This window comes from Citrobacter sp. Igbk 17 (assembly GCF_028069775.1).
Taxonomy (GTDB): domain Bacteria; phylum Pseudomonadota; class Gammaproteobacteria; order Enterobacterales; family Enterobacteriaceae; genus Citrobacter.
On record NZ_JANEWI010000003.1, the window covers coordinates 1 to 22,916 of the forward strand.

General features: G+C 52.1%; 23 protein-coding genes. 7 read left to right on the forward strand and 16 right to left on the reverse strand.

The window, feature by feature from the left end:
• Positions 1 to 249: 249 nt before the first annotated feature.
• The 3 genes from NNO08_RS02295 (at position 250) to NNO08_RS02305 (ending at position 5,234) form a co-directional block, all read left to right on the forward strand.
• Positions 250 to 1,593, forward strand: a complete 1,344-nt coding sequence (locus NNO08_RS02295) for a TolC family outer membrane protein (RefSeq protein ID WP_271442799.1) — start codon at positions 250 to 252, stop codon at positions 1,591 to 1,593.
• 88 nt (positions 1,594 to 1,681) lie between these two features.
• Positions 1,682 to 3,874 (forward strand): type I secretion system permease/ATPase, encoded by a 2,193-nt coding sequence (locus NNO08_RS02300; protein WP_271456107.1) that lies wholly within the window; start codon positions 1,682 to 1,684, stop codon positions 3,872 to 3,874.
• A complete protein-coding gene (locus NNO08_RS02305) occupies positions 3,861 to 5,234 on the forward strand; it encodes an HlyD family type I secretion periplasmic adaptor subunit (RefSeq protein WP_271456108.1) in 1,374 nt (457 codons plus the stop codon). Before NNO08_RS02300 ends, NNO08_RS02305 begins: the two co-directional genes overlap by 14 nt.
• Before the next feature lie 41 nt (positions 5,235 to 5,275).
• On the opposite strand, the gene NNO08_RS02310 is transcribed toward NNO08_RS02305, so the two are convergent.
• Complete coding sequence (locus tag NNO08_RS02310; RefSeq protein WP_271449536.1) at positions 5,276 to 5,881, reverse strand: helix-turn-helix domain-containing protein; 606 nt, start codon at positions 5,879 to 5,881, stop codon at positions 5,276 to 5,278.
• A 435-nt stretch (positions 5,882 to 6,316) separates the two neighbouring features.
• On the opposite strand from NNO08_RS02310, the gene NNO08_RS02315 reads away from it, so the two are divergent.
• The 3 genes from NNO08_RS02315 to mutS all read left to right on the forward strand — a co-directional run bounded on the left by NNO08_RS02315 (position 6,317) and on the right by mutS (position 10,412).
• The gene (locus tag NNO08_RS02315) at positions 6,317 to 7,120 is read left to right on the forward strand and encodes a winged helix-turn-helix domain-containing protein (protein ID WP_271449535.1); all 804 of its coding nucleotides are present in this window, start codon (positions 6,317 to 6,319) and stop codon (positions 7,118 to 7,120) included.
• Positions 7,120 to 7,638 (forward strand): hypothetical protein, encoded by a 519-nt coding sequence (locus tag NNO08_RS02320; protein WP_271456109.1) that lies wholly within the window; start codon positions 7,120 to 7,122, stop codon positions 7,636 to 7,638. The genes NNO08_RS02315 and NNO08_RS02320 overlap by 1 nt, the downstream gene beginning before the upstream one ends.
• Positions 7,639 to 7,844: 206 nt before the next feature.
• Positions 7,845 to 10,412: a DNA mismatch repair protein MutS gene (gene mutS / locus NNO08_RS02325; protein ID WP_271456110.1), complete on the forward strand. Its 2,568-nt coding sequence runs from the start codon at positions 7,845 to 7,847 to the stop codon at positions 10,410 to 10,412.
• A 120-nt stretch (positions 10,413 to 10,532) separates the two neighbouring features.
• Here the strand turns inward: mutS and NNO08_RS02330 are convergent, their stop codons facing one another.
• The 4 genes from NNO08_RS02330 to NNO08_RS02345 form a co-directional block, all read right to left on the reverse strand.
• Positions 10,533 to 10,685 carry a Hok/Gef family protein gene (locus NNO08_RS02330; protein WP_043017378.1) on the reverse strand — a complete coding sequence of 51 codons (153 nt, stop codon included), beginning with the start codon at positions 10,683 to 10,685 and terminating at the stop codon, positions 10,533 to 10,535.
• Positions 10,686 to 11,024: 339 nt separating this feature from the next.
• Positions 11,025 to 11,261, reverse strand: a complete 237-nt coding sequence (locus NNO08_RS02335) for a non-oxidative hydroxyarylic acid decarboxylases subunit D (RefSeq protein WP_271456111.1) — start codon at positions 11,259 to 11,261, stop codon at positions 11,025 to 11,027.
• Between the two features lie 10 nt (positions 11,262 to 11,271).
• On the reverse strand, positions 11,272 to 12,699 hold the full coding sequence (locus NNO08_RS02340; protein WP_271449533.1) for a non-oxidative hydroxyarylic acid decarboxylases subunit C: 1,428 nt from the start codon (positions 12,697 to 12,699) through the stop codon (positions 11,272 to 11,274).
• Entirely contained in the window at positions 12,699 to 13,292 is a 594-nt protein-coding gene (locus NNO08_RS02345) for a non-oxidative hydroxyarylic acid decarboxylases subunit B (protein ID WP_271456112.1), read from the reverse strand. Before NNO08_RS02345 ends, NNO08_RS02340 begins: the two co-directional genes overlap by 1 nt.
• A 159-nt stretch (positions 13,293 to 13,451) precedes the next feature.
• On the opposite strand from NNO08_RS02345, the gene NNO08_RS02350 reads away from it, so the two are divergent.
• A complete protein-coding gene (locus NNO08_RS02350; protein ID WP_271442477.1) occupies positions 13,452 to 13,856 on the forward strand; it encodes a MarR family winged helix-turn-helix transcriptional regulator in 405 nt (134 codons plus the stop codon).
• A 96-nt stretch (positions 13,857 to 13,952) separates the two neighbouring features.
• Here NNO08_RS02350 and rpoS read toward each other — a convergent pair whose 3' ends face one another.
• From rpoS to cysN, 11 genes are all read right to left on the reverse strand, one after another.
• Positions 13,953 to 14,945 (reverse strand): RNA polymerase sigma factor RpoS, encoded by a 993-nt coding sequence (gene rpoS / locus NNO08_RS02355; protein WP_000081498.1) that lies wholly within the window; start codon positions 14,943 to 14,945, stop codon positions 13,953 to 13,955.
• Positions 14,946 to 15,006: 61 nt separating this feature from the next.
• Complete coding sequence (gene nlpD, locus NNO08_RS02360) at positions 15,007 to 16,089, reverse strand: murein hydrolase activator NlpD (protein WP_249357549.1); 1,083 nt, start codon at positions 16,087 to 16,089, stop codon at positions 15,007 to 15,009.
• 186 nt (positions 16,090 to 16,275) lie between these two features.
• On the reverse strand, positions 16,276 to 16,902 hold the full coding sequence (locus tag NNO08_RS02365; RefSeq protein WP_061068474.1) for a protein-L-isoaspartate(D-aspartate) O-methyltransferase: 627 nt from the start codon (positions 16,900 to 16,902) through the stop codon (positions 16,276 to 16,278).
• Entirely contained in the window at positions 16,896 to 17,657 is a 762-nt protein-coding gene (surE, locus tag NNO08_RS02370; protein WP_202037906.1) for a 5'/3'-nucleotidase SurE, read from the reverse strand. Before surE ends, NNO08_RS02365 begins: the two co-directional genes overlap by 7 nt.
• Complete coding sequence (gene truD, locus NNO08_RS02375) at positions 17,638 to 18,687, reverse strand: tRNA pseudouridine(13) synthase TruD (RefSeq protein ID WP_271456113.1); 1,050 nt, start codon at positions 18,685 to 18,687, stop codon at positions 17,638 to 17,640. The genes surE and truD overlap by 20 nt, the downstream gene beginning before the upstream one ends.
• Positions 18,684 to 19,163: a 2-C-methyl-D-erythritol 2,4-cyclodiphosphate synthase gene (gene ispF / locus NNO08_RS02380; protein WP_005130881.1), complete on the reverse strand. Its 480-nt coding sequence runs from the start codon at positions 19,161 to 19,163 to the stop codon at positions 18,684 to 18,686. The genes truD and ispF overlap by 4 nt, the downstream gene beginning before the upstream one ends.
• Positions 19,164 to 19,226: 63 nt before the next feature.
• The gene (gene ispD / locus NNO08_RS02385) at positions 19,227 to 19,940 is read right to left on the reverse strand and encodes a 2-C-methyl-D-erythritol 4-phosphate cytidylyltransferase (protein WP_271442475.1); all 714 of its coding nucleotides are present in this window, start codon (positions 19,938 to 19,940) and stop codon (positions 19,227 to 19,229) included.
• 18 nt (positions 19,941 to 19,958) lie between these two features.
• Positions 19,959 to 20,270 (reverse strand): cell division protein FtsB, encoded by a 312-nt coding sequence (gene ftsB / locus NNO08_RS02390; RefSeq protein ID WP_003034163.1) that lies wholly within the window; start codon positions 20,268 to 20,270, stop codon positions 19,959 to 19,961.
• 215 nt (positions 20,271 to 20,485) lie between these two features.
• Positions 20,486 to 20,809 (reverse strand): DUF3561 family protein, encoded by a 324-nt coding sequence (locus NNO08_RS02395; RefSeq protein WP_271442474.1) that lies wholly within the window; start codon positions 20,807 to 20,809, stop codon positions 20,486 to 20,488.
• A gap of 67 nt (positions 20,810 to 20,876) precedes the next feature.
• Positions 20,877 to 21,482, reverse strand: a complete 606-nt coding sequence (gene cysC / locus NNO08_RS02400; RefSeq protein WP_271442473.1) for an adenylyl-sulfate kinase — start codon at positions 21,480 to 21,482, stop codon at positions 20,877 to 20,879.
• Entirely contained in the window at positions 21,482 to 22,909 is a 1,428-nt protein-coding gene (gene cysN / locus NNO08_RS02405; RefSeq protein ID WP_271456114.1) for a sulfate adenylyltransferase subunit CysN, read from the reverse strand. The genes cysC and cysN overlap by 1 nt, the downstream gene beginning before the upstream one ends.
• Between the last annotated feature and the right edge of the window lie 7 nt (positions 22,910 to 22,916).

The window sequence follows — 22,916 nt, forward strand, 5'->3', positions numbered from 1 at the left end:
CATTAATATCCCAATGTAGAAAAAAACACATTTTATAAAGTGCATTTACATGAGACTTGACTGGCCAATAAATATAATAAAAAATAACCAAAAATAAAACACGATGTGACAAAACATGTCGTTGAATAGCTGTCCGCTGTAAGCAATTAAGATAATTCATATTTGTTAATTAATATAACGTGTTTGTAAAAACGGATGATAGCAACGACAACGGGAAGTCATAACCGTGAGATATAAGGCATTCATGTCATGAAGAAGTTTTTTGTTTTTCTGCTTTCATGGTTTTCAATAAATTCAGTTAATGCAGAAGATTTACACAATACCGTTAAAGAAGCATTAGCTAACCACCCTGAAGTCAATGCGGCGATAAACAGCCGTTATTCTTCCGAACAAGAACTACGTGCGGCAAAAGGTGGATATTTACCGTCGCTGAATTTAAATGCTGAAGCCGGACGCAAAAATATTGATGATGCGACAACGCGTGCCGCAGGCAGCACCAACGGTTTGACGCAGTCCCCCAACGAGGCGACGTTGAGCCTTGAGCAAAATGTGTTTAATGGTTTTGCCACCTCCAGCGAAGTCGCCCGACAAAAAGCGACCGTGGACTCACGCGCCTGGAGCGTTATGAATACCAGCGAAAGTACCGCATATACGGTGATTCAGGCCTATTTTGATGTGTTGCAGCGCGAGGAGTTTGTCCGTCTGGCTGAAGATGATTTGGCTAACCATGAACGCATCTATGACCAGATAAAACTGCGTACCGATCAGGGCGTTGGCCGTTCAGGAGACTTCATGCAGGCCGAAGCACGTCTGGCGCAGGCGCGTAACAACTTACTGACCGAGCAAACCAACCTCGAAGATGCAAAAACCACCTTTATCAGCGTGACCGGCATGGAGCCGCAAGGACTCAGCCAGCCAGCGAGTATCGACGCTGAGCTGCCAACCTCACTTGCGGACGCCAAAAGTCGAATGGAGAAGAATAGCCCATTGCTGAAGTCTGCCAATGCGGATATTGAGGCCGCACATCAACAGTACGAAGCCTCAAAATCAACCTTCTACCCACGCGTTGACGTTGAGCTTTCCCGTGGGATCAGCAATAACACCGACACCACTCGCGCACATACCGAAGAGTGGGAAGCGATGGTCAAACTGCATTACAACCTGTACCAGGGCGGTAGCGACAAAGCCACGATGGACTCCCGCGCTTATCTGCATAAGCAGGCTCAGGATGTGCGTAACAACACGTTGCGCCAGATGAATCAGGAACTGCGCCTGGCGTGGACAGCATTACAAAACGCGCGCGCCCAGCTTCCTTCTGCCGAAGAATATGCCGACCGTAGCGTAAAAGTACGTACCGCCTATCAGGATCAATTCAGTCTAGGCGAACGTACACTACTGGATTTACTTGATAGCGAAAATGAAGTTTTTTCCTCAAAACGCCGCCTTGTCGAATTACGCTATCTGGCAGTCACCAGCGGTTATCGTATTAGCGAACGTACAGGTGAATTAATGGGTATTCTAAAAATTGCACCACCGCCATCAGGTCAACCGGTAGATTCTGCAGAAGAAAATAACCTGCCTGAACTTCATTAATAATTATTAATACCCAATAAATCCCTGACCTGCACGCTTATTATTAGCTTGCTATTATTAAAACGTGCAGGTCAGAATGGTTGCGAAAATGAGTGCACAAGCTGAATTATTCAATGAAGTCCCAGAGAATTCTGACAGTAGCAATTCTCAACATCACGATCCCCGTAGCCATCATGACGACCCGTTATTAGATAGCCTACTTATTTTGTGTTCTCTGCACGGTAAATCAGCCAGTCGTTCAACGTTAAGCAGCGGTCTGCCATTAGAAAACGATCAACTCACGCTGAATATATTTCCTCGCGCTGCGGCAAGAGCCGGTTTAAAAGCGCGGGTGGTGACGCGCGCGCTTGATAAAATTCCGCAGATGTCTCTGCCTGCCGTGCTGTTACTGCGCTCTGGCGGAACTGGCGTATTGCTGGCATGGAATGAAGACGGCAGCGCTCGTTTTATGCCCAGCGAAAGCGAAGGTGGTGAAATCCGTGTCGATTTAGCCACGCTTGAACAAAGCTATGCCGGAAAGGTTATTTTTGCCCATCCGCGCCATGAGTTCGATTTGCAGGCAGAAGCCTTTTTGCCACGCACCAAGTCCTGGTTTAAAGACACGCTGAAGCTGTCACGTTTTCTGTATATGGATGCCGTGCTGGCCAGCCTGTTAATCAACCTGATCGCACTCGGCACACCACTCTTTACCATGAACGTCTACGACCGCGTGGTGCCGAACCAGGCGACGGTGACACTGTGGGTACTGGCTGTGGGCATTTGCCTTGCCTTTGTTTTTGATCTGATTTTAAAAATGCTACGCGGTATCTGTCTTGATATTGCGGGCAAAAAAAGCGATCTCATTATCTCCTCGACCCTGTTTGAGCGCATTATCGGCATGGAGATGAAAGAGCGTCCACAGCGCGTGGGTAGCTTTGCGCAGAATATTCATGAGTTTCAGTCGCTGCGTGATTTCCTCTCATCGCTGACCCTGACGACGATTATCGACCTGCCCTTCACCCTGCTGCTGCTGATCGTTATAGGCATTATTGGCGGCTCTCTGGCCTGGATCCCGCTCCTGACGCTACCGATAGCCCTGCTGTGCAGTTGGGCACTGCAAAAACCCGTCAATGCAGCGGTGGCTAAAACCATGAGCCTCGCCAGCGAGCGTCAGGCACTGTTAATTGAAACGCTCAGCAGCCTGGATGCCATTAAAGTGAATAATGCCCAAAGCGAGCGCCAGTTCCAGTGGGAACAAACACTGGGTAGCCTGAGCCGTCTGGAACTGCGGGTGAAAACCTTATCCAGCCTGGCCAGCAATCTCACCGGCTGGTTCCAGCAGATTTCGGGCGTGGTGATGATCATTGTTGGTGTGTATATGATTATCGGCGGCAAGCTGAGTATGGGTGGCCTGATCGCCTGCTACATGCTGAATGGCCGCGCATTAATGCCGCTGGGCCAATTAACCGGTCTTATTGCCCGTTACCAGCAGGCAAAACTCACCATCAAGAATACCGATAAGATGATGTCACTGACGCAGGAGCGCCGTGCGGATGAGAACCCGCTCAAGCGCGAACAGTTGCAGGGCAGCATTGAATTCCGCGACGTGGATTTTAGCTATCCAGAACAAAAAAACCTGTCACTGCACAAAATTAATCTCACCATTCAGCCCGGCGAACGCATCGGTATCATCGGCCGTAGCGGCTCCGGTAAAAGCTCGCTCAGCAAGTTGATCGTCAATCTGTACCAGCCCTGCGCCGGTAACATTTTGATCGACGGTATCGATTCCCGCCAGTTGGATGTCAACGATCTCCGCCACAGCATCGGCTACGTCCCTCAGGACATCCAGTTGTTCAATGGCACCCTGCGCGACAATCTGCTGTGCGGCGCACGCTATGTCGATGACGAAACTATGTTACGCGCGGCGGAACTGGCAGGTGTCGACGATTTCGCTCGCCTGCATCCTGACGGCTACAACCTGCAGGTTGGCGAGCGCGGTTCTCAGCTTTCAGGCGGACAACGGCAGGCGGTGGCACTCGCACGTGCGCTGCTGCTGGATCCGCCTCTACTGCTACTGGATGAACCCACCAGCTCGATGGATAACACCAGCGAAGAGAAGATCAAACACGCGCTGGTCCCCTGCATCGCAGGTAAAACGCTATTACTGGTCACCCACCGCGCCTCCATGTTGTCGCTGGTTGACCGCCTGATTATTGTTGATAAAGGACGCATCATCGCAGATGGCCCGAAAGCGGTGGTGATGGATGCGTTGAAAAAGGGGCAGATTAATGCGTCTCGCTGATTTCCTGGCGCGTGCTCGCCGCTTCATGCAGCACTATTTTCACGGCCGTGATGAAAATCAAACCGACAGTATCAATGAAGTGAGTCACGCCATTATCGATGATGCTCCACGAGTAATTCGCCTGACACTGTGGGTGATCCTTGCGCTGGTAGTCCTGTCCTTCGTATGGGCAGGTTTTGCGAAGATTGATGAAGTGACACGCGGTGAAGGCAAAGCAATCCCCTCGTCAAAACTGCAAAAAATACAGAACCTGGAAGGTGGGATTGTTACCGAGCTGTACGTACACGAAGGGCAAATCGTCAACGCCGGAGCCCCATTACTGCACCTTGACGACACACGTTTTGCTTCAAACGTCGGCGAAACGGAAGCGGATAAACTCGGCCTGCGCGCAAAGGTAGAACGCCTGAGCGCAGAGGTTGAAAACCGTGACTTTGTAATCTCAGAAGAGATTGCCAGCAAAGCCCCGGACGTCGCCCGCGGTGAAACCGAACTGTATAACAGCCGCCGGGCACAATTTCACAACGAAATTTCGGCGCTTGAAGAGCAACTGGTGCAGAAAAAACAAGAACTGCGCGATTATGAATCAAAGGAAGATCAGTTCAAGCACAGCCTGGGATTAATACGCCAGGAAATCAAAATGTCAGAACCGTTACTTGCCTCTGGTGCCATTTCAAAAGTCGAACTGCTGCGTTTACATCGTACTGAAGTGGAAACCGCCGGACAGCTCAATTCCGTCAGCCTGTCGCTGCCTAAAGCCGCCTCAGAAATTAAAGAGATTGAGAACAAAATCGGTGAAAGCCGTGGCCGCTTCCAGAGTGATGCGCTGGCTCAACTGAACGAAGCCCGCACCAACCTGAGCAAAGCCCAGGCCAGCGTCAAAGCACTGGAAGACAGGGTGAATCGCACCATGGTTACTTCACCGGTACGCGGTATCGTCCAGCAGGTGATGGTCAATACTATCGGCGGCGTCATTCAGCCGGGCAGCGATCTGGTGGAAATCGTGCCACTGGATGACAAGCTGTTAATTGAGGCAAAAATACAGCCGCGCGATATCGCCTTCCTGCATCCAGGTCAGCACGCGATGGTGAAATTTACCGCTTACGATTACACCATCTATGGCGGGCTGCGCGGTGAAGTGGTGCAGATAAGTCCGGACACCATTACCGATAAGCAGGGACGGAGTTTCTATATTGTTCGTCTGCAAACTGACAAAAACTACCTGGGTACAAAAGAGCATCCGATGCTTGTCATTCCCGGCATGGTGGCAAGCGTCGATATCCTCACCGGTAAAAAAACCATTCTTAGCTATCTGCTGAAACCGATCATTCGTGCGCGTGCAGAGGCGCTCAGAGAACGTTAATCACTTGCGCGCCCCTTGCGTTAAATCAGGGGCGCTTATGTTTATGCCGCGGTATAAGCAGACAGTTTACCCCGATTGAGCGTGATTTTTCCGTCATTCACCAGCTCCTGTAATACCTTATGAATAGCACTGCGCGAGATATGATTGCGGGTCAAAATAAAGGTATATACGGATGTTTTCTCACGTACCGCGGGCTCCATCGCCCAAATATATTTGACGTGTTCAATAATCAGCTCACGAATGGTTCTGTGCGATTGCAATGTTTCACGCTGGAAATAGCGTTGCAGATGGTGCGCCAGGATATCAAACGCCTGCTTCCAGAGATTTTTAGCGGTAAATAAAAGATCGGCGTTCTGTACGCTCATGGCCCACATTTCACAATCGGTGTCGCAGCGTAAATAGTGCCCAGCGACCTCCGTACGCATTTGCGGTAGCCCAAGGATCGCTGGCGCAGAAATACTTACCGTCACTAAGTCATTTTCGACTCGATATACAGAGACCGTCCCTTTCTCCAGAAACAAGATATTTCCATCGACTTTCAGATCTATGCGCTGACGTTTTTTACGTAAGGACAGCCAGGCGTTATCCGATTTCTTTATTTCATCACCAATCAGCACTACAGATTTGTCTATTTCGTTCTGGAACATGGGACTCTCTAAAGCAAGTGATTGCTTCATCAAAATAATGGTGGAATTGACTTAACGGACAAAATAAATGTCAGCTTTAATACAAGCTGACATTTATCCCCATCTACCTCTACCACCAGCATTCCCTGGTGCTTTTGACGCGCTAACGGCACTGACTTTGTTCTCGCGTGGTGGTGTCGAGCAGTATATTGCGCTGTCCAGAAAGAATTAAGGCTTATCACCTTTGTCATCACAATTTCGTCTTTTTGCTCTTTGCATAATAGCCAAAAAGACACAATCCATTGATTTATATGCTCTTTATTTTCATTAAAAAGTTACTATTGTTGTTATATTATGCTATCAAATTGAAACACTGCGCGGTTCTGGCGTCTTTTTTGGACAAAGTGTTATCATAACCCACTGACCACTGGGTGCATCATCAAGAGCTGAGGCATTATGTCTGAGACTGGCAATGTCAGTTATCTAATTGAAAATAAAATAATCTTCACGCCAGGCACACAGTGTCTGACGCGGGTAGACCATCCCGAGCAGCAGATAAAACTTAAACACTCGGCATCACTATGTCTTTTATTACTTATTCAACATCGCGGAAAGGTTGTCTCACAGAACGAATTGCTGGAGTTTGGCTGGGGTAGCAATCATCGCCAGGTCAGCTTCAATGCCTTTTATCAGAGCATCCTGTCTTTACGCAAAAGCCTGCTGCAACTGGAACTGGAGCAAACGTTCATCACAACGATACCCCGCAAGGGACTGATTATTAACGAAGAGTTTGAAATCCTGGAGATTGCAACACCGGAGAGTGTCCCTTTAGCCATTGACATACCGGTAGCACCTGAGTCTGACTTAACCCCAGAAGCGGGTATAGAGGCGTTGCTGGCGGGGACACCACGTAAACCACGGGTAACGACCACTGAAACGATAATGATGGTGCTGACACTGATAATCTGCGTTCTGATCGTATTCCCGTGGAAAAGCAGTGATGATTATTTTTCCGGTTATATTGCTGCGCCACAAGTATCAACTGACTGTCAGTATTATTTTAATAACGATGCCAGCAATTTCTCCCGGCATACTGCGTTTATCGACAAAAATCCTGCGTTGTGTCAGGCCAATAAATTTATCTATATCACGACCTATCCGGAATCAAAAAAATTGTCGGTGCTATTGTGCCGCTCGCCGATGAAAGGCGAACAAGAAAACGCGTGTCAGTCTGTCTATTACCCACGGTATGATAGCTAATGAATTTACTTCCTCGCACTCCCCGCATCCGTATCCAGACGGGTATAATCCTGATGCTTTGCCTTTGCGTAATTGCGATTGCCAGCATCTGGCGGCTCGGCAATAATCATAATCACCTGCATAATCTTTCCTGCCGGGCAGCCATTGATATCGTGCGTAATACCGCCTCATTTAAGGGGATCATTGATATCAAAAGCGGTGATACTAAAGGTATTGTGAATATTGATGGCATTATTAGTGACGCCGCTAATAATGAACAGACTGTACAACGCATGGTGCTCTTTACACACTCCAGTTACGGCACCAGCCCGGTATGGGTCTCACAGAAAATTCATGTATCAAACCGTGAAACGGCTCCCGCCAGTTTAATCCAGCAGATCCTGCCCGATTTCTTTCTGACCAACACCAGCGTCTCGAATGTCGATCTTTTCGCACTGAACAGAGATACCTATCTGATTACCAAAGAAGGGATCCCCTACCTGTACTGCCAGAATTATGCGCTGCCGGAAAATGAGTAATCGCCAGGCATTCTGGCGGTACAACCGACGGATGAATCTCAGTGGTTGTCGGTGATAAGATACAGCATTCAGTCTGAGCCAACGCTCGCCGTTACTGCCTTTTAGGCGGCTTTCGAATGACAAATTTGTGGGTTTATGTGAGTTTCCAGGGGCTCACATGAGACTTCCCCGGTACCCAAAAAGATTAAAAAAAGAGCAAAGGCGATATGAAAGAGTCACTTGATACGGACTTCTCCAACCATACCCCCATGATGCAGCAGTATCTCAAGCTGAAAGCCCAGCATCCGGAAATATTACTGTTTTACCGCATGGGCGACTTTTACGAACTGTTTTATGACGACGCGAAACGTGCGTCGCAACTGCTCGATATCTCGCTGACCAAACGCGGCGCGTCTGCGGGCGAGCCAATCCCGATGGCGGGCATTCCTCATCATGCGGTGGAAAACTACCTCGCTAAGCTGGTCAATCAGGGGGAATCTGTCGCTATTTGTGAGCAGATTGGCGATCCGGCGACCAGCAAAGGGCCGGTTGAACGCAAAGTGGTACGCATCGTCACGCCGGGTACCATCAGCGATGAAGCACTGTTACAGGAACGTCAGGACAACCTGCTGGCCGCTGTCTGGCAGGACAGTAAAGGCTTTGGCTACGCCACACTGGACATCAGCTCCGGGCGTTTTCGCGTCAGTGAACCCGCAGACCGTGAGACGATGGCTGCGGAACTGCAGCGCACCAACCCTGCCGAATTGCTGTATGCCGAGGATTTCGCAGAAACGTCGCTGATTGAGGGCCGTCGTGGCCTGCGTCGCCGTCCACTGTGGGAATTTGAAATTGATACCGCCCGCCAGCAGTTAAACCTGCAGTTTGGTACACGGGATCTGATCGGCTTTGGTGTAGAAAACGCGCCGCGTGGATTATGTGCTGCCGGCTGCCTGCTGCAATATGTAAAAGATACCCAGCGCACCTCACTGCCGCATATTCGCTCCATCACCATGGAACGCCAGCAGGACAGCATCATTATGGATGCCGCCACACGCCGCAATCTGGAAATTACCCAGAACCTGGCCGGTGGCGTAGAAAATACGCTGGCATCGGTGCTCGATTGCACCGTGACGCCGATGGGTAGCCGTATGCTCAAACGCTGGCTGCATATGCCAGTCCGCGATACGCAGATACTGATCGAGCGCCAACAGACGATCGGTGCACTGCAGGATTCCACCAGTGAGTTACAGCCAGTGTTACGCCAGGTGGGCGATCTGGAACGTATTCTGGCACGTCTGGCACTGCGTACCGCGCGTCCACGCGATCTGGCGCGTATGCGTCACGCCTTCCAGCAATTACCGGAACTGCGCGCTCAACTGGAAAACGTAAACAGCGCCCCCGTACAGATGCTGCGCGAAAAAATGGGCGAGTTCACGGAACTGCGTGAACTGCTGGAGCGTGCCGTGGTTGATGCCCCGCCAGTGCTGGTACGCGATGGTGGCGTTATCGCACCGGGCTATAACGAAGAGCTGGACGAATGGCGAGCGCTGGCTGATGGCGCAACTGATTATCTGGACAGACTGGAGATCCGCGAGCGCGAGCGCACCGGCCTGGACACATTGAAAGTTGGATTTAACGCCGTCCACGGTTACTACATTCAGATCAGTCGTGGGCAGAGCCACCTGGCACCGATTAACTATGTGCGCCGTCAGACGCTGAAAAATGCCGAACGCTACATTATTCCTGAGCTGAAAGAGTACGAAGACAAAGTTCTGACCTCAAAAGGTAAAGCGCTGGCACTGGAAAAACAGCTGTATGACGAGCTGTTCGACATGCTGTTGCCGCATCTGGCGGATTTACAGCAGAGCGCCAGCGCACTGGCAGAGCTGGACGTGCTGGTCAACCTGGCCGAACGCGCGTATACCCTGAACTACACCTGCCCGACATTCAGCGATAAGCCCGGTATCCGTATTACCGAGGGTCGCCATCCGGTGGTGGAACAAGTGTTGAGCGAGCCGTTTATCGCCAACCCACTTAGCCTTTCCCCGCAGCGGCGGATGCTGATTATCACCGGGCCAAATATGGGTGGTAAAAGCACCTATATGCGCCAGACCGCGCTGATTGCATTGCTGGCCTACATCGGCAGCTATGTGCCGGCACAAAAGGTAGAAATAGGTCCAATCGACCGTATCTTTACCCGCGTGGGCGCGGCGGATGACCTCGCCTCCGGTCGTTCAACCTTCATGGTAGAAATGACCGAAACGGCCAATATTCTGCATAACGCCACTGAGAACAGCCTGGTGCTAATGGATGAAATTGGACGCGGGACCTCTACCTATGACGGTTTATCTCTGGCCTGGGCTTGTGCTGAAAATCTGGCGAATAAAATCAAAGCACTCACGTTGTTTGCTACCCACTACTTCGAGCTGACTCAGTTACCGGAAAAAATGGAAGGCGTAGCGAACGTACATCTGGATGCGTTAGAGCATGGCGATACCATCGCCTTTATGCACAGCGTACAGGATGGCGCGGCAAGTAAGAGCTATGGTCTGGCGGTCGCGGCACTGGCTGGCGTTCCGAAAGAGGTTATCAAACGCGCACGGCAAAAACTGCGCGAGCTGGAAAGCATCACGCCAAACGCAGCGGCAACGCAGGTTGATGGCACGCAAATGTCACTGCTCAGTACCCCGGAAGAGACATCGCCAGCCGTTGAAGCACTGGAGAATATTGACCCGGATTCGCTGACACCGCGCCAGGCGCTGGAGTGGATCTATCGGTTGAAGAGTCTGGCGTAACGTTGTAATGCCCGATGACGCTTTGCTTATCGGGCCTGCAACAACTGGCGCGCACTTCGGGAATGGGTGCGAGAGGACAAAACCAGGCCATCAAGACGCGGGGTTTCCCCCGCGTTGTTGCTACTTCTTCGGTTCGTAAGCGAGAACAGCTTTAAACTCCATATTACGCTCTTTGATACTTAACTCGCACAGCGAATCTCGTACCATTAACGTAAATCCCAGCACCGTGAAACACAGCACTACAATTGCCACCAGGGCATATTTTGTCAGCATGTCTTGCCTCCCTGCAAAGAAGAGACTAACATCCAAATGGTCTAGGTTTGTACGCTAGCCTCAGGTTGATAGAACTATCTCCTGGGGCTTTTGTCTTTCCGGGACCTTGCAAATGCTCAAAGCTCAGAAAGCCTCAAGCACCCGCCGCCATTCTATTCCAGGTGTCATCTCCTCGAACAAATTAAGCCATTTGCTACGAGCCTGCTCGCAAAATAACAAGCCCCGGATATTCCGAGGCTTAATATTGGTATGTTCTGCCCGATGACGTTTTGCTTGTCGGGCCTACAAATACCGCTAAATGTAGGCTGGGTAAGGCGAAGCCGCACCCGGCAATGTTGATTAGCGCTTATCTTCCGCCAACAGCGGTGGGATACTCGGCACCATCGGTGCGTCATCAATATCCTTCTGCGTCATGCGAAACGCCTGCGGGTAGTGCTCACGGCAGGTACGACGTAGCGGTTCGGTATCACGCCAGGTGTACAGACAATGCTGACACTGATATACCGTCCAGACACCTTTCACCGGCGAGACCGCCATCAATTCTATGTGTTCATCAGCACAACGTGGACAAATCATCTGCATCTCCTTATTTACGGTTGGCCAACATGGCGGTCAGCTTTTCAGCCCAGGCTTGAGTCTCAGGTAAATCACATACCGGCTGGCTGTAATGGCCACGGTTATCCGGGGCAACCGGAGTAGTGGCATCAATAATCAGCTTGTCAGTGATACCTGCCGGGCTGGAGCCTGGGTCCAGTTCCAGTACTGACATATTCGGCAACTGCACCAGATCGCCCGCCGGGTTAACCTTCGACGACAGCGCCCACATCACCTGCGGTAAGTTGAACGGATCAACATCCTCATCAACCATAATCACCATCTTCACATAGCCCAGGCCATGCGGCGTCGTCATCGCCCGCAACCCCACAGCACGGGCAAAGCCGCCGTAGCGTTTTTTGGTGGAGATAATCGCCAGCAAACCGTGGGTATACATGGCGTTAACCGCCTGCACTTCAGGGAATTCTGCTTTCAGTTGCTGGTACAACGGCACACAAGTCGCCGGGCCCATCAGGTAATCGATCTCCGTCCACGGCATGCCGAGATAGAGTGATTCAAAAATCGGCTTCGTACGGTAGGATACTTTATCAATGCGCACCACGGTCATGTTGCGCCCGCCAGAGTAGTGACCGGTAAATTCACCAAATGGCCCTTCTATTTCACGCTTGCGACTTTCGATGACCCCTTCAAGGATCACTTCAGACCCCCACGGTACGTCAAAACCAGTGAGCGGCGCGGTGGCGATCGGGTACGGGCTTTCACGCAGCGCCCCCGCCATTTCGTATTCAGACTGATCGTACTTCAGCGGCGTCGCCCCCATCAGAGTGATGATCGGATCGTTGCCAAGGGTGATCGCAATTGGCAGATCCTCGCCGCGTTCTTCCGCTTTATGCAGGTGCAGCGCGATATCGTGCATCGGCACCGGTTGCAGGCCCAGCTTACGCTTGCCTTTTACTTCCATACGGTAAATACCGACGTTCTGCTTACCGAAATTGTCGACATCCAGCGGATCGCGTGAAACCACGCAGGCTTTATCAAGGTAGAAACCACCGTCGCCATCGTTCAGACGAAACAGCGGCAGAATATCAAACAGGTTAATATCATCGCCGTCGACGCTGTTTTCCGCCCACGCCGGATTAGCGCGACGTTCTGGTGCAACCGGAAATTTATCCCAGCGGCGAATAAATTCATCGATCTGTTTTTTCACCGGCGTATTCGGTGGTAAACCCAATGAAATTGCGTGGTTCTGCCATGAGCCGATAGTGTTCATCGCCACTCGGGCATCGGTAAATCCACGAATGTTGTCAAACCACAGCGCAGGCGCGCCGTCACCAATACGTCCGGTGGCATTGGCAGCAGCCGCTAAATCCGGTTCGGCGTTCACTTCTTCACTGATTTTCAGCAATTGTCCCTGGTCGTCCAGCGCTTGCAAAAAGCTGCGCAAATCATCAAATGCCATTACTCATTCTCCTGTGAAAAATTCTGCGCCTGCCGTAATCCCTGCCAGCGACGGGCGTTTGGGTGTTCCAGACCAAACTGATCGAGAACGCGAGCAACAATATGCTGCGTAATGTCATCGACCGTTTGCGGATGGTTATAAAACGCGGGCATCGGCGGAACCATTGCGACGCCCATACGGGAAAGTGCGAGCATATTTTCCAGATGAATGGTGCTCAGCGGCATTTCACGCGGAACCAGCACCAGCTTGCGCCCTTCTTTTAGCACCACATCAGCAGCACGCCCCACCAGTCCGTCCGCATACCCAGCCCGAATACCGGCCAGCGTTTTCATGCTACAGGGGATAACAACCATGCCGTCGGTCCGAAACGAGCCGGAGGAGATACTCGCCGCCTGGTCCGCCGGATGGTGGCAGTAGTCCGCCAGCGCAGACACATCGTGAACGCTGTACGGCGTTTCCAGCTCAATGGTCGTTTTCGCCCACTTCGATAACACCAGATGCGTTTCCACTTCCGGCATTTGCCGCAGCGCCTGTAGCAACGCCACACCAAGCGGTGCTCCTGTTGCCCCGGTCATTCCTACGATGAGTCTCATTCAACCTCTCAATATTGTTCGTGTACGAACATTTTGCTTAACATACTCCCACAACCGACTCCGGGCAAGGACACCTGGCACAGATAGCTAAAGTCGCGCTTGTTAAAAAAGTGCGCGTTACCCGCTATGATAGAGACCGATCGTTTGCCCGGAGTTCCCATGGAGTTACGTAATACCGCGTTTCATTTACTACGCCAGCTTTTTCAAAAGCATACGGCTCGCTGGCAGCATGCGTTACCGGAACTGACTAAACCTCAGTACGCAGTGATGCGGGCCATTGCTGAACGTCCTGGTATCGAGCAGGTTGACTTAACAGAGGCCGCGGTGAGCACGAAAGCTACGCTTGCGGAAATGCTGAGCCGGATGGAAAGTCGAGGGCTGGTAAAACGCGAGCACGATCCGACAGATAAGCGCAGACGATTTGTCTATCTCACGCCAGAGGGTGATACATTGCTTACCCATGTGACACTGCTGGGAGACGGTATAGATAATGAGTTTCTCGGGCGGCTTAGCGCGCAAGAACGCGAGCAGTTTACGTATCTGGTGCGTAAAATGATGGGGTAATGTCCCGGATAGCGGCTCCGCCTTATCTGGCCTGCATATCCGCTAAAGAAAAAGGCCAGTCCCAATGAGACTGGCCTTTCTTGATAGAACTTGTGCTTACTCGCGGAACAGCGCTTCGATATTCAGCCCCTGCGTCTGCAGGATTTCACGCAGACGACGCAGACCTTCAACCTGAATCTGGCGAACACGTTCACGGGTCAGGCCAATTTCACGGCCCACATCTTCCAGTGTCGCAGCTTCGTACCCCAGCAAACCAAAACGACGTGCCAGCACCTCACGCTGTTTGGCGTTCAGTTCGAACAGCCATTTGACGATGCTCTGTTTCATATCATCGTCTTGCGTGGTGTCTTCCGGACCGTTTTCCTTTTCGTCGGCCAGAATATCCAGCAACGCTTTTTCGGAATCGCCACCCAGCGGGGTGTCTACCGAGGTAATGCGCTCGTTGAGTCGGAGCATACGGCTGACGTCATCAACCGGTTTATCCAGTTGTTCCGCAATCTCTTCTGCGCTCGGTTCGTGGTCCAGTTTATGCGACAACTCACGCGCAGTACGCAGATAGACGTTCAGCTCTTTTACAATGTGAATCGGCAGTCGGATCGTTCGGGTTTGATTCATAATCGCCCGTTCGATCGTCTGGCGGATCCACCAGGTTGCGTATGTTGAGAAGCGGAACCCGCGCTCAGGGTCAAACTTCTCGACGGCACGGATAAGCCCCAGATTGCCCTCTTCAATCAGGTCCAGCAATGCCAGACCACGATTGCCATAACGACGAGCAATTTTCACCACCAGACGCAGGTTACTTTCAATCATGCGGCGGCGAGAAGCGACATCTCCACGCAGTGCGCGACGCGCAAAATAAACTTCTTCTTCGGCTGTTAACAGTGGTGAATAACCAATCTCACCAAGGTAAAGCTGAGTCGCGTCCAACACACGCTGTGTGGCCCCCTGCGATAACAGCTCTTCTTCAGCCAGGTCGTTATCACTGGGTTCCTCTTCACTCAAGGCTTTTTCATCAAAAGCCTCTACTCCGTTCTCATCAAATTCCGCATCTTCATTTAAATCATGAACTTTCAGCGTATTCTGACTCATAAGGTGGCTCCTACCCGTGATCCCTAACGGAACTAGCACGTGAAAGCCTGGTTCCGCCGAATTATCGCTGCGGTAAATAGCGCAGCGGGTTTACGGATTTCCCCTTGTAACGAATTTCAAAATGCAAGCGTGTAGAACTGGTTCCGGTGCTACCCATGGTAGCTATCTTCTGCCCCGCCTTGATTTCCTGTTGTTCCCGGACCAGCATTGTATCGTTATGGGCGTAGGCACTCAGGTAATCATCGTTGTGTTTGATGATAATAAGATTACCGTATCCACGCAGCGCGTTACCGGCATACACGACGCGTCCATCTGCGGTCGCGACAATAGCCTGTCCTTTGCTGCCTGCAATGTCGATCCCTTTATTGCCACCTTCGGTAGCTGCGAAGTTTTCGATCACTTTGCCGTCAGTCGGCCAGCGCCAGGTAGAGATCGGCGAACTGGTAGAAGTTGAGCTTGCAGTCGATTCGGTTGCACTAACTGCCGGAGCCGTTACAGGCGCTGTGACGACGGTCCCAGCAGGCTTGTTGTTCGGCAACATTTTGTTAGCACTTTGTTCACCTGAATCCTCAGAATACGTAATTGTTGGTTTCGAAGCAACAGCAACGGTGGAATTTTGTGCAGGGTTGGTCACAACTCCTTGCTGTGCTGCATCCGCCTGGGTGATGGCATTACCACCGGTAATCGGTGCACCCGACGCGTTGCCCACTTGCAGAGTTTGTCCGACATTCAGGCCATACGGGGCCGGAACGTTATTGCGTTGTGCGAGGTCACGGAAATCGTTCCCGGTAATCCAGGCAATATAGAAAAGCGTGTCGCCTTTCTTAACAGTATAGGTACTGCCACCCGTATAGCTACCTTTCGGAATATTCCCATACTGACGATTGTACACAATCCGCCCGTTTTCCATCTGGACAGGCTGTTCTGCAACCGGCTGAACCTGTGTAGGCTGAGTCGCCGGGCGTTGCACCGGTTGGATCTGTGGCGTTTGTTGTACTGTCGCCGTTGATCCCATTTTTGGTGGAGGCGTAATCAGCATACCGGAGCTGGTGTTCGATGATGAGTTGCCGCCAACAGAGCTGACCGGCGCTGGTGGATTCGAGGTGTTTGAACAACCTGCCAGCCATAATGAAACCAGTGACAATGCCGCAATACGGCGAACGGTAAATTTGTGGCTTCCCGCGCTCATTTATCCCCCAGGAAAATTTGGTTAATACCCAGTGACGTAATCACCGTGCAAGGCATCGGACTGGACACTGGAAAACGTGACCACGATACGCTTACTAATTCCAGAATATCCAGGAAAACTCCAGGTATTCAGCAGCGTTAGCTACGCTAACTCCCCTTTGACTAAGGGAACAAAGCGTACGGCCTCCACGGTGTCGATAATAAATTCGCCTCCCCGACGACGAACCCGTTTCAAAAACTGGTGCTCATCGCCCACGGGCAAGACGAGAATGCCGCCTTCATCTAACTGCATCATCAATGCCGTTGGGATCTCAGGCGGTGCTGCCGTCACAATGATAGCGTCAAACGGCGCTCGAGCTTGCCAGCCTTGCCATCCATCACCATGACGGGTCGAAACATTATGTAAATCAAGCTGCTTCAGGCGACGACGCGCCTGCCATTGCAAGCCTTTAATGCGCTCAACAGAGCACACGTGATGCACCAGATGCGCCAGGATCGCCGTCTGGTAGCCAGAGCCAGTACCAATTTCCAGTACCCGGGATTGCGGCGTTAGCTCCAGCAGCTCGGTCATGCGAGCCACCATATAGGGCTGTGAGATGGTCTGCCCCTGGCCAATCGGCAGGGCGATATTATCCCAGGCCTTATGTTCAAACGCCTCATCAACGAACTTTTCACGCGGCACGGCGGCGAGCGCATCCAGGACATGTTCATCTCTGATGCCCTGCGCACGTAATTGTTCAAGGAGAGTGTGTACGCGTCTGCTTACCATTGCGTGTCGACTCCCACGCTGTCTAACCAGTCAGAAACAACCTCATGCGCACCGTATGCGGTTAAATCAACATGCAGTGGCGTGATTGAAACATAACCTTCATCAACGGCAGCAAAATCCGTATCCGGACCGGCATCGCACTTTTCGCCCGGCGGCCCGATCCAATACAGCGTATTACCACGCGGGTCCTGCTGTGGGATCACCTGATCCGCCGGATGACGACTGCCGCAGCGGGTGACCCGCATACCTTTGATCTGATCCAGGGGTAAATCCGGAACGTTGATATTCAGAATGCGTCCGGTGCGCAGCGGTTCGCGGCTTAACGCGCGTAAAATCCGGCAGGTTATCGCCGCAGCGGTATCGTAGTGTTTATGCCCATCGAGCGAGACCGCCAGCGCAGGGAATCCGAGATGACGACCTTCCATTGCTGCCGCCACGGTACCGGAGTAGATGACATCATCCCCCAGGTTTGGACCCGCATTAATCCCGGAAACGACAATGTCCGGACGCGGACGCATTAACGCGTTCACGCCCAGGTAGACGCAATCGGTAGGTGTCCCCATTTGCACGGCGATATCGCCATTATCAAAGGTGAAAGTGCGAAGCGAGGATTCCAGCGTCAGCGAGTTAGACGCGCCACTGCGGTTACGATCCGGGGCAACCACCTGTACGTCAGCAAACTCACGCAGCGCTTTCGCCAGCGTTTGTATACCGGGTGCGTGGACCCCATCATCGTTACTCAGCAATATACGCATAATCACCCATTGTGTTAATAAGTTCCCTTACAACACTGGTGGCGAAGCTACCTGCCGGTAGCCAGAAGCGCAACTCGACGGTTACGTCATCCCACCAGTTCCAGCTTAATTGTTGTGGATACAGCAACATAGCGCGGCGCGATGCCTCAACTTTCTCGCGCAATAACAGAGACTGTAGCGCGGTTTCGTCAGCAATAGCAGCCTCTTCAAACGCCAGAGCATCGCGCTGAGTTCCCCACTCACCGCAGCCCGGTAGTGCCGCTGTTACCATCAATTCTTTTTCATCAACACGACGCTGTAATTCGGTCTGTTCGTCCCGTGTGGCGACAAACCAGCTTCCGCGTCCCGACAATTGTAGCGCATCGCCGTCAACAACTTGATTAAAGTCTGTTTTTTTCAAGCGTTCATTGACTATCTGATTAAACAACGCGCTACGGGCTGCCGACAACCAAAAACTGCGTTTATTGCGATCGCGCACCGGCGCATCGCTTTGTGCCCAGCGCAGCGCACCTTGCAGGTTGCTGCCGCCGATACCAAAGCGTTGGGCACCAAAATAGTTCGGGACGCCGCGCTCGCTAATCGCCTGTAAACGCGCTTCAACATCATCACGCTCGCTCACTTCACGCAACACCAGCGTAAAAGCGTTGCCTTTCAGTGCGCCTAAACGCAGCTTACGCTTGTGGCGGGCGTACTCCAGCACTTTACAGCCTTCAAGCTCAAATTTGCTTAAATCGGGCATTGCATTGCCCGGCACGCGCGCGCACAGCCACTGCTCGGTGACAGCATGCTTATCTTTCTGTCCGGCAAAGCTTACTTCGCGGGTGTGGATTTTAAGGAATTTGGCCAGCGCGTCAGCCACAAAACGGGTGTTACAACCGTTTTTCAGAATACGCACCAGAACGTGCTCGCCTTCGCCATCCGGTTCGAAGCCTAAATCTTCGACGACGACAAAGTCTTCCGGATTTGCTTTCAGAACTCCGTGGCCGAGTGGTTTACCATGGAGATAGGTCAGATTTTCAAACGCAGTCATTTCGTTGCCTTAATGAGTAACGCCACCGCTTCACAGGCAATCCCTTCCCCACGCCCGGTAAAACCGAGTTTTTCCGTGGTGGTCGCTTTCACGTTAACATCATCCATATGGCAGCCGAGATCCTCGGCAATAAACACCCGCATTTGCGGAATGTGCGGCAGCATCTTCGGTGCCTGGGCAATAATAGTGACATCCACATTACCAAGCGTATAACCTTTAGCCTGAATACGCCGCCAGGCCTCACGCAATAACTCGCGGCTATCGGCACCTTTGAACGCGGCATCGGTATCCGGGAAGAGTTTACCAATATCACCCAACGCCGCTGCACCCAGCAGGGCATCGGTTAGCGCATGTAACGCCACATCGCCATCAGAATGTGCCAGCAGTCCTTTTTCATACGGGATGCGCACACCACCAATGATAATTGGGCCAACGCCTCCAAAGGCATGTACGTCAAAACCGTGTCCAATTCGCATTATGCATTCTCCTGATAGACACATCATCCTTCAAGCCGCCTTTATGTTGGCCGCCTCGGTACATCATGAATGATGCTGTGTAGGGGTTGTTCGGGTCAGATAAAATTCCGCCAGCGCCAGATCTTCCGGACGGGTGACTTTAATGTTGTCAGCGCGTCCCTCAACCAGCAGCGGATGAAAGCCGCAATATTCCAGTGCCGAAGCCTCATCCGTAATGGTTGCGCCTTCGTTTAACGCTCGAGTCAGGCAATCGTGCAACAGCTCGCGTGGGAAATACTGCGGTGTCAACGCATGCCATAAATCGGTACGTTCGACCGTATGAGCAATCTCGGTCTTACCAGGCTCCGCACGTTTCATGGTGTCGCGTACGGGGGCCGCCAGGATACCGCCGATACGGCTGGTTTCACTTATTGCCAGTAAGCGGGCTAAATCATCCTGATGCAGACATGGCCGCGCGGCATCATGCACCAGTACCCACTGAGCGTCTCCAGCGGCTTGCAAACCGGCAAGAACAGAATCGGCACGCTCATCGCCGCCATCCACCACGGTAATTTGCGGATGCGCTGCAAGTGGAAGTTGGGCAAAGCGGCTGTCGCCGGGACTGATCGCGATGACGACACGCGTCACCCGGGGATGCGCCAGTAGCGCATCAACCGAGTGTTCAAGAATGGTTTTATTGCCAATTGAGAGGTACTGCTTAGGACACTCCGTCTGCATTCGGCGGCCAAATCCGGCAGCCGGTACCACGGCGCAAACGTCCAATAAAGTGGCTGCCATGTTAAATCCTTGGCTGGTTTATCGATTGTTTTGCCCTGCGGTCTGTGCGCGTTTAGACGCGTCAGGGACCAGGCGATAAAACGTTTCGCCCGGCTTAGTCATGCTGAGTTCGTTGCGTGCGCGTTCCTCGATAGCTTCCTGACCGCCATTGAGATCATCAATTTCAGCAAAGAGCTGATCGTTACGCGCTTTAAGTTTCGCGTTTGTAGCTTGCTGCGCAGCAACATCATCGTTGACGCGACTATAGTCATGTATGCCGTTCTTACCGAACCACAGCGAATACTGTAGCCAGACCAATAAAGCCAGCAACAGCAGCGTTAGTTTACCCATCCTGCCCCCTGAAAAACGGCATTAACATCCCATAACTTCCGCCGACGATTTTACGTCTACGGGCGGGAATGCCGCGACAACGCGGGCAAATGTACCACATTTGCCCGTTGTTACGTATACCCCGTGTAAGGAGAACATAATCTCATTGTTGGTTACGGTTTGAATTAGAGCTGCCGGTATGCAGCACCACTCACCATGGAAAAAGGGAAGAGAACCTAGCCCAGCAGCCACAGGAACAATGCGCCAAACATCGACCCAACCACCAGCAGGGTAAACGTAACGCTTAGCAGCAGCCGTCCCTTCAAAAGCGAATGCAGGGCAATACCCGCCACAATGGCGACGGGCAGCAACGCGAGGAAAAAAGGCCAGGTATAAAGGAAGAAAAACAGCGTATTAGGGCCATACATCAGGCACGGGAACCCCAGCGCCAGCAACCACGCCGCAAAACCGACAACGGCACCCGGTAGTGACCAGGTGGTTTCGTCGTCGGCGGCGAAAGTCTCTGACTCTGTGATAGTAATGTTATGGCTGTTGCGCATATCTAATCCTGTGACCATGACTGACCGGGCGTACCTGTTTTAAAATCGCGAGGAGTCCGGTGGTGTCTCAGGATCTGATAATATCTTCCTGCCTCAGCAGGTCTAATAATTGAGAGACCAAATTTGTTACTAATTGTTCACCATTCAGATGAATCTCTGGCGATTCAGGCGCTTCGTATACCGAGTCAATTCCAGTAAAATTGCGCAACTCACCCGCCCGCGCTTTTTTATATAGTCCTTTTGGATCACGTGATTCACAGGTTGCCAGCGGTGTATCGACAAACACCTCTATAAAACGCCCATGACCCACACGTTCGCGAACCATCTGTCGTTCAGCACGATGAGGGGAAATAAAGGCCGTCAGTACCACCAGCCCCGCATCCACCATCAGGTTAGCCACTTCCCCAACCCGGCGAATATTCTCCTTGCGATCGGCATCGCTAAATCCGAGATCGCTGCACAGACCGTGGCGCACGTTATCGCCATCCAGCAGATAAGTACTAACCCCCTGCTTGTGCAGCGCTTCTTCCAGCGCTCCCGCTACCGTGGATTTACCCGAACCAGAGAGTCCGGTAAACCACAGCACAACACCACGATGGCCGTGGTGTTGCTCCCGCTGTTGTGGCGTAACAGGATGGGCATGCCAGACGACGTTTTCGTCATGCAGCGCCATTATTTTCCTCCCAGCAGATCGCGCGCACCCCAGTGTGGGAAGTGACGACGCACCAGCGCATTGAGCTCCAGTTCAAACGCACTGAACTGGGATGCCGTGGCCGGCTCCAGGACGATCGGCTCGCGTACCAGTCCTGCCCCAACGGTGACGTTCGTCAGACGGTCAATGATAATCAGGCCGCCCGTGACCGGATTATGCTGATAGGTATCCAGCACCAGCGGTTCATCAAACGTCAATCTCACCAGGCCAATACCGTTCAGCGGTAAGGCTTCGACTTCACGCTGGGTCAGGTTATTGATATCAACCTGATACTCCACACTATCAACACGCGCACGCGTCTTCTTGCCCGCCACTTTGATGTCATAGCTCTGCCCTGGCGACAGTGCCTGCTCCGCCATCCACACCACATCAACGGCAGCGCTTTGCACCGCCGGCAGCGTTTCCTGGGCATCAAGCAGCAGGTCACCACGACTGATATCGATCTCATCTTTTAGCACAAGGGTAATGGCTTCACCTGCATGCGCTTCCTGCAAATCGCCATCAAACGTGACAATCCGGGCGACGCTCGACTCAACGCCAGACGGTAACACTTTGACGCGTTGTCCTACCCTCACGCTACCGGAGGCCAGTGTTCCGGCATAACCACGAAAATCAAGATTTGGGCGGTTCACATACTGCACCGGGAATCGCATCGGCTGCGTATCGACAACACGCTGGATTTCAACGGTTTCAAGCACTTCCAGCAGCGTCGGACCGCTGTACCACGGCATGCTGAAACTTTGCGACGCCACGTTGTCACCTTCCAGTGCTGAAAGCGGTACAAAACGGATATCCAGGTTGCCCGGCAACTGCTCTGCAAAGGTCAGATAATCTTCACGAATGCGGTTAAATGTCTCTTCGCTAAAATCCACAAGGTCCATTTTGTTGATCGCAACGATCAGATGTTTTATTCCCAACAGCGTAGAAATAAAGCTATGACGGCGGGTCTGATCCAACACGCCTTTACGTGCATCGATCAGCAGGATTGCCAGATCGCAGGTCGACGCACCGGTTGCCATATTGCGGGTGTACTGCTCATGGCCGGGAGTATCCGCAATGATAAATTTGCGTTTTTCGGTGGAAAAATAACGGTAGGCCACGTCAATAGTGATGCCCTGTTCGCGCTCGGCCTGCAAGCCATCAACCAACAGCGCCAGATCGAGCTTCTCGCCCTGCGTACCATGACGTTTACTATCATTGTGCAGCGATGAGAGCTGATCTTCGTAGATCTGTCGGGTATCATGCAACAGACGCCCAATCAGGGTACTTTTCCCATCATCCACGCTACCGCAGGTTAAAAAACGCAGCAGGCTTTTGTGTTGTTGGGCGATCATCCAGGCTTCAACGCCGCCTTCATTAGCAATTTGTTGTGCAAGTGTCGTGTTCATGGCGGCT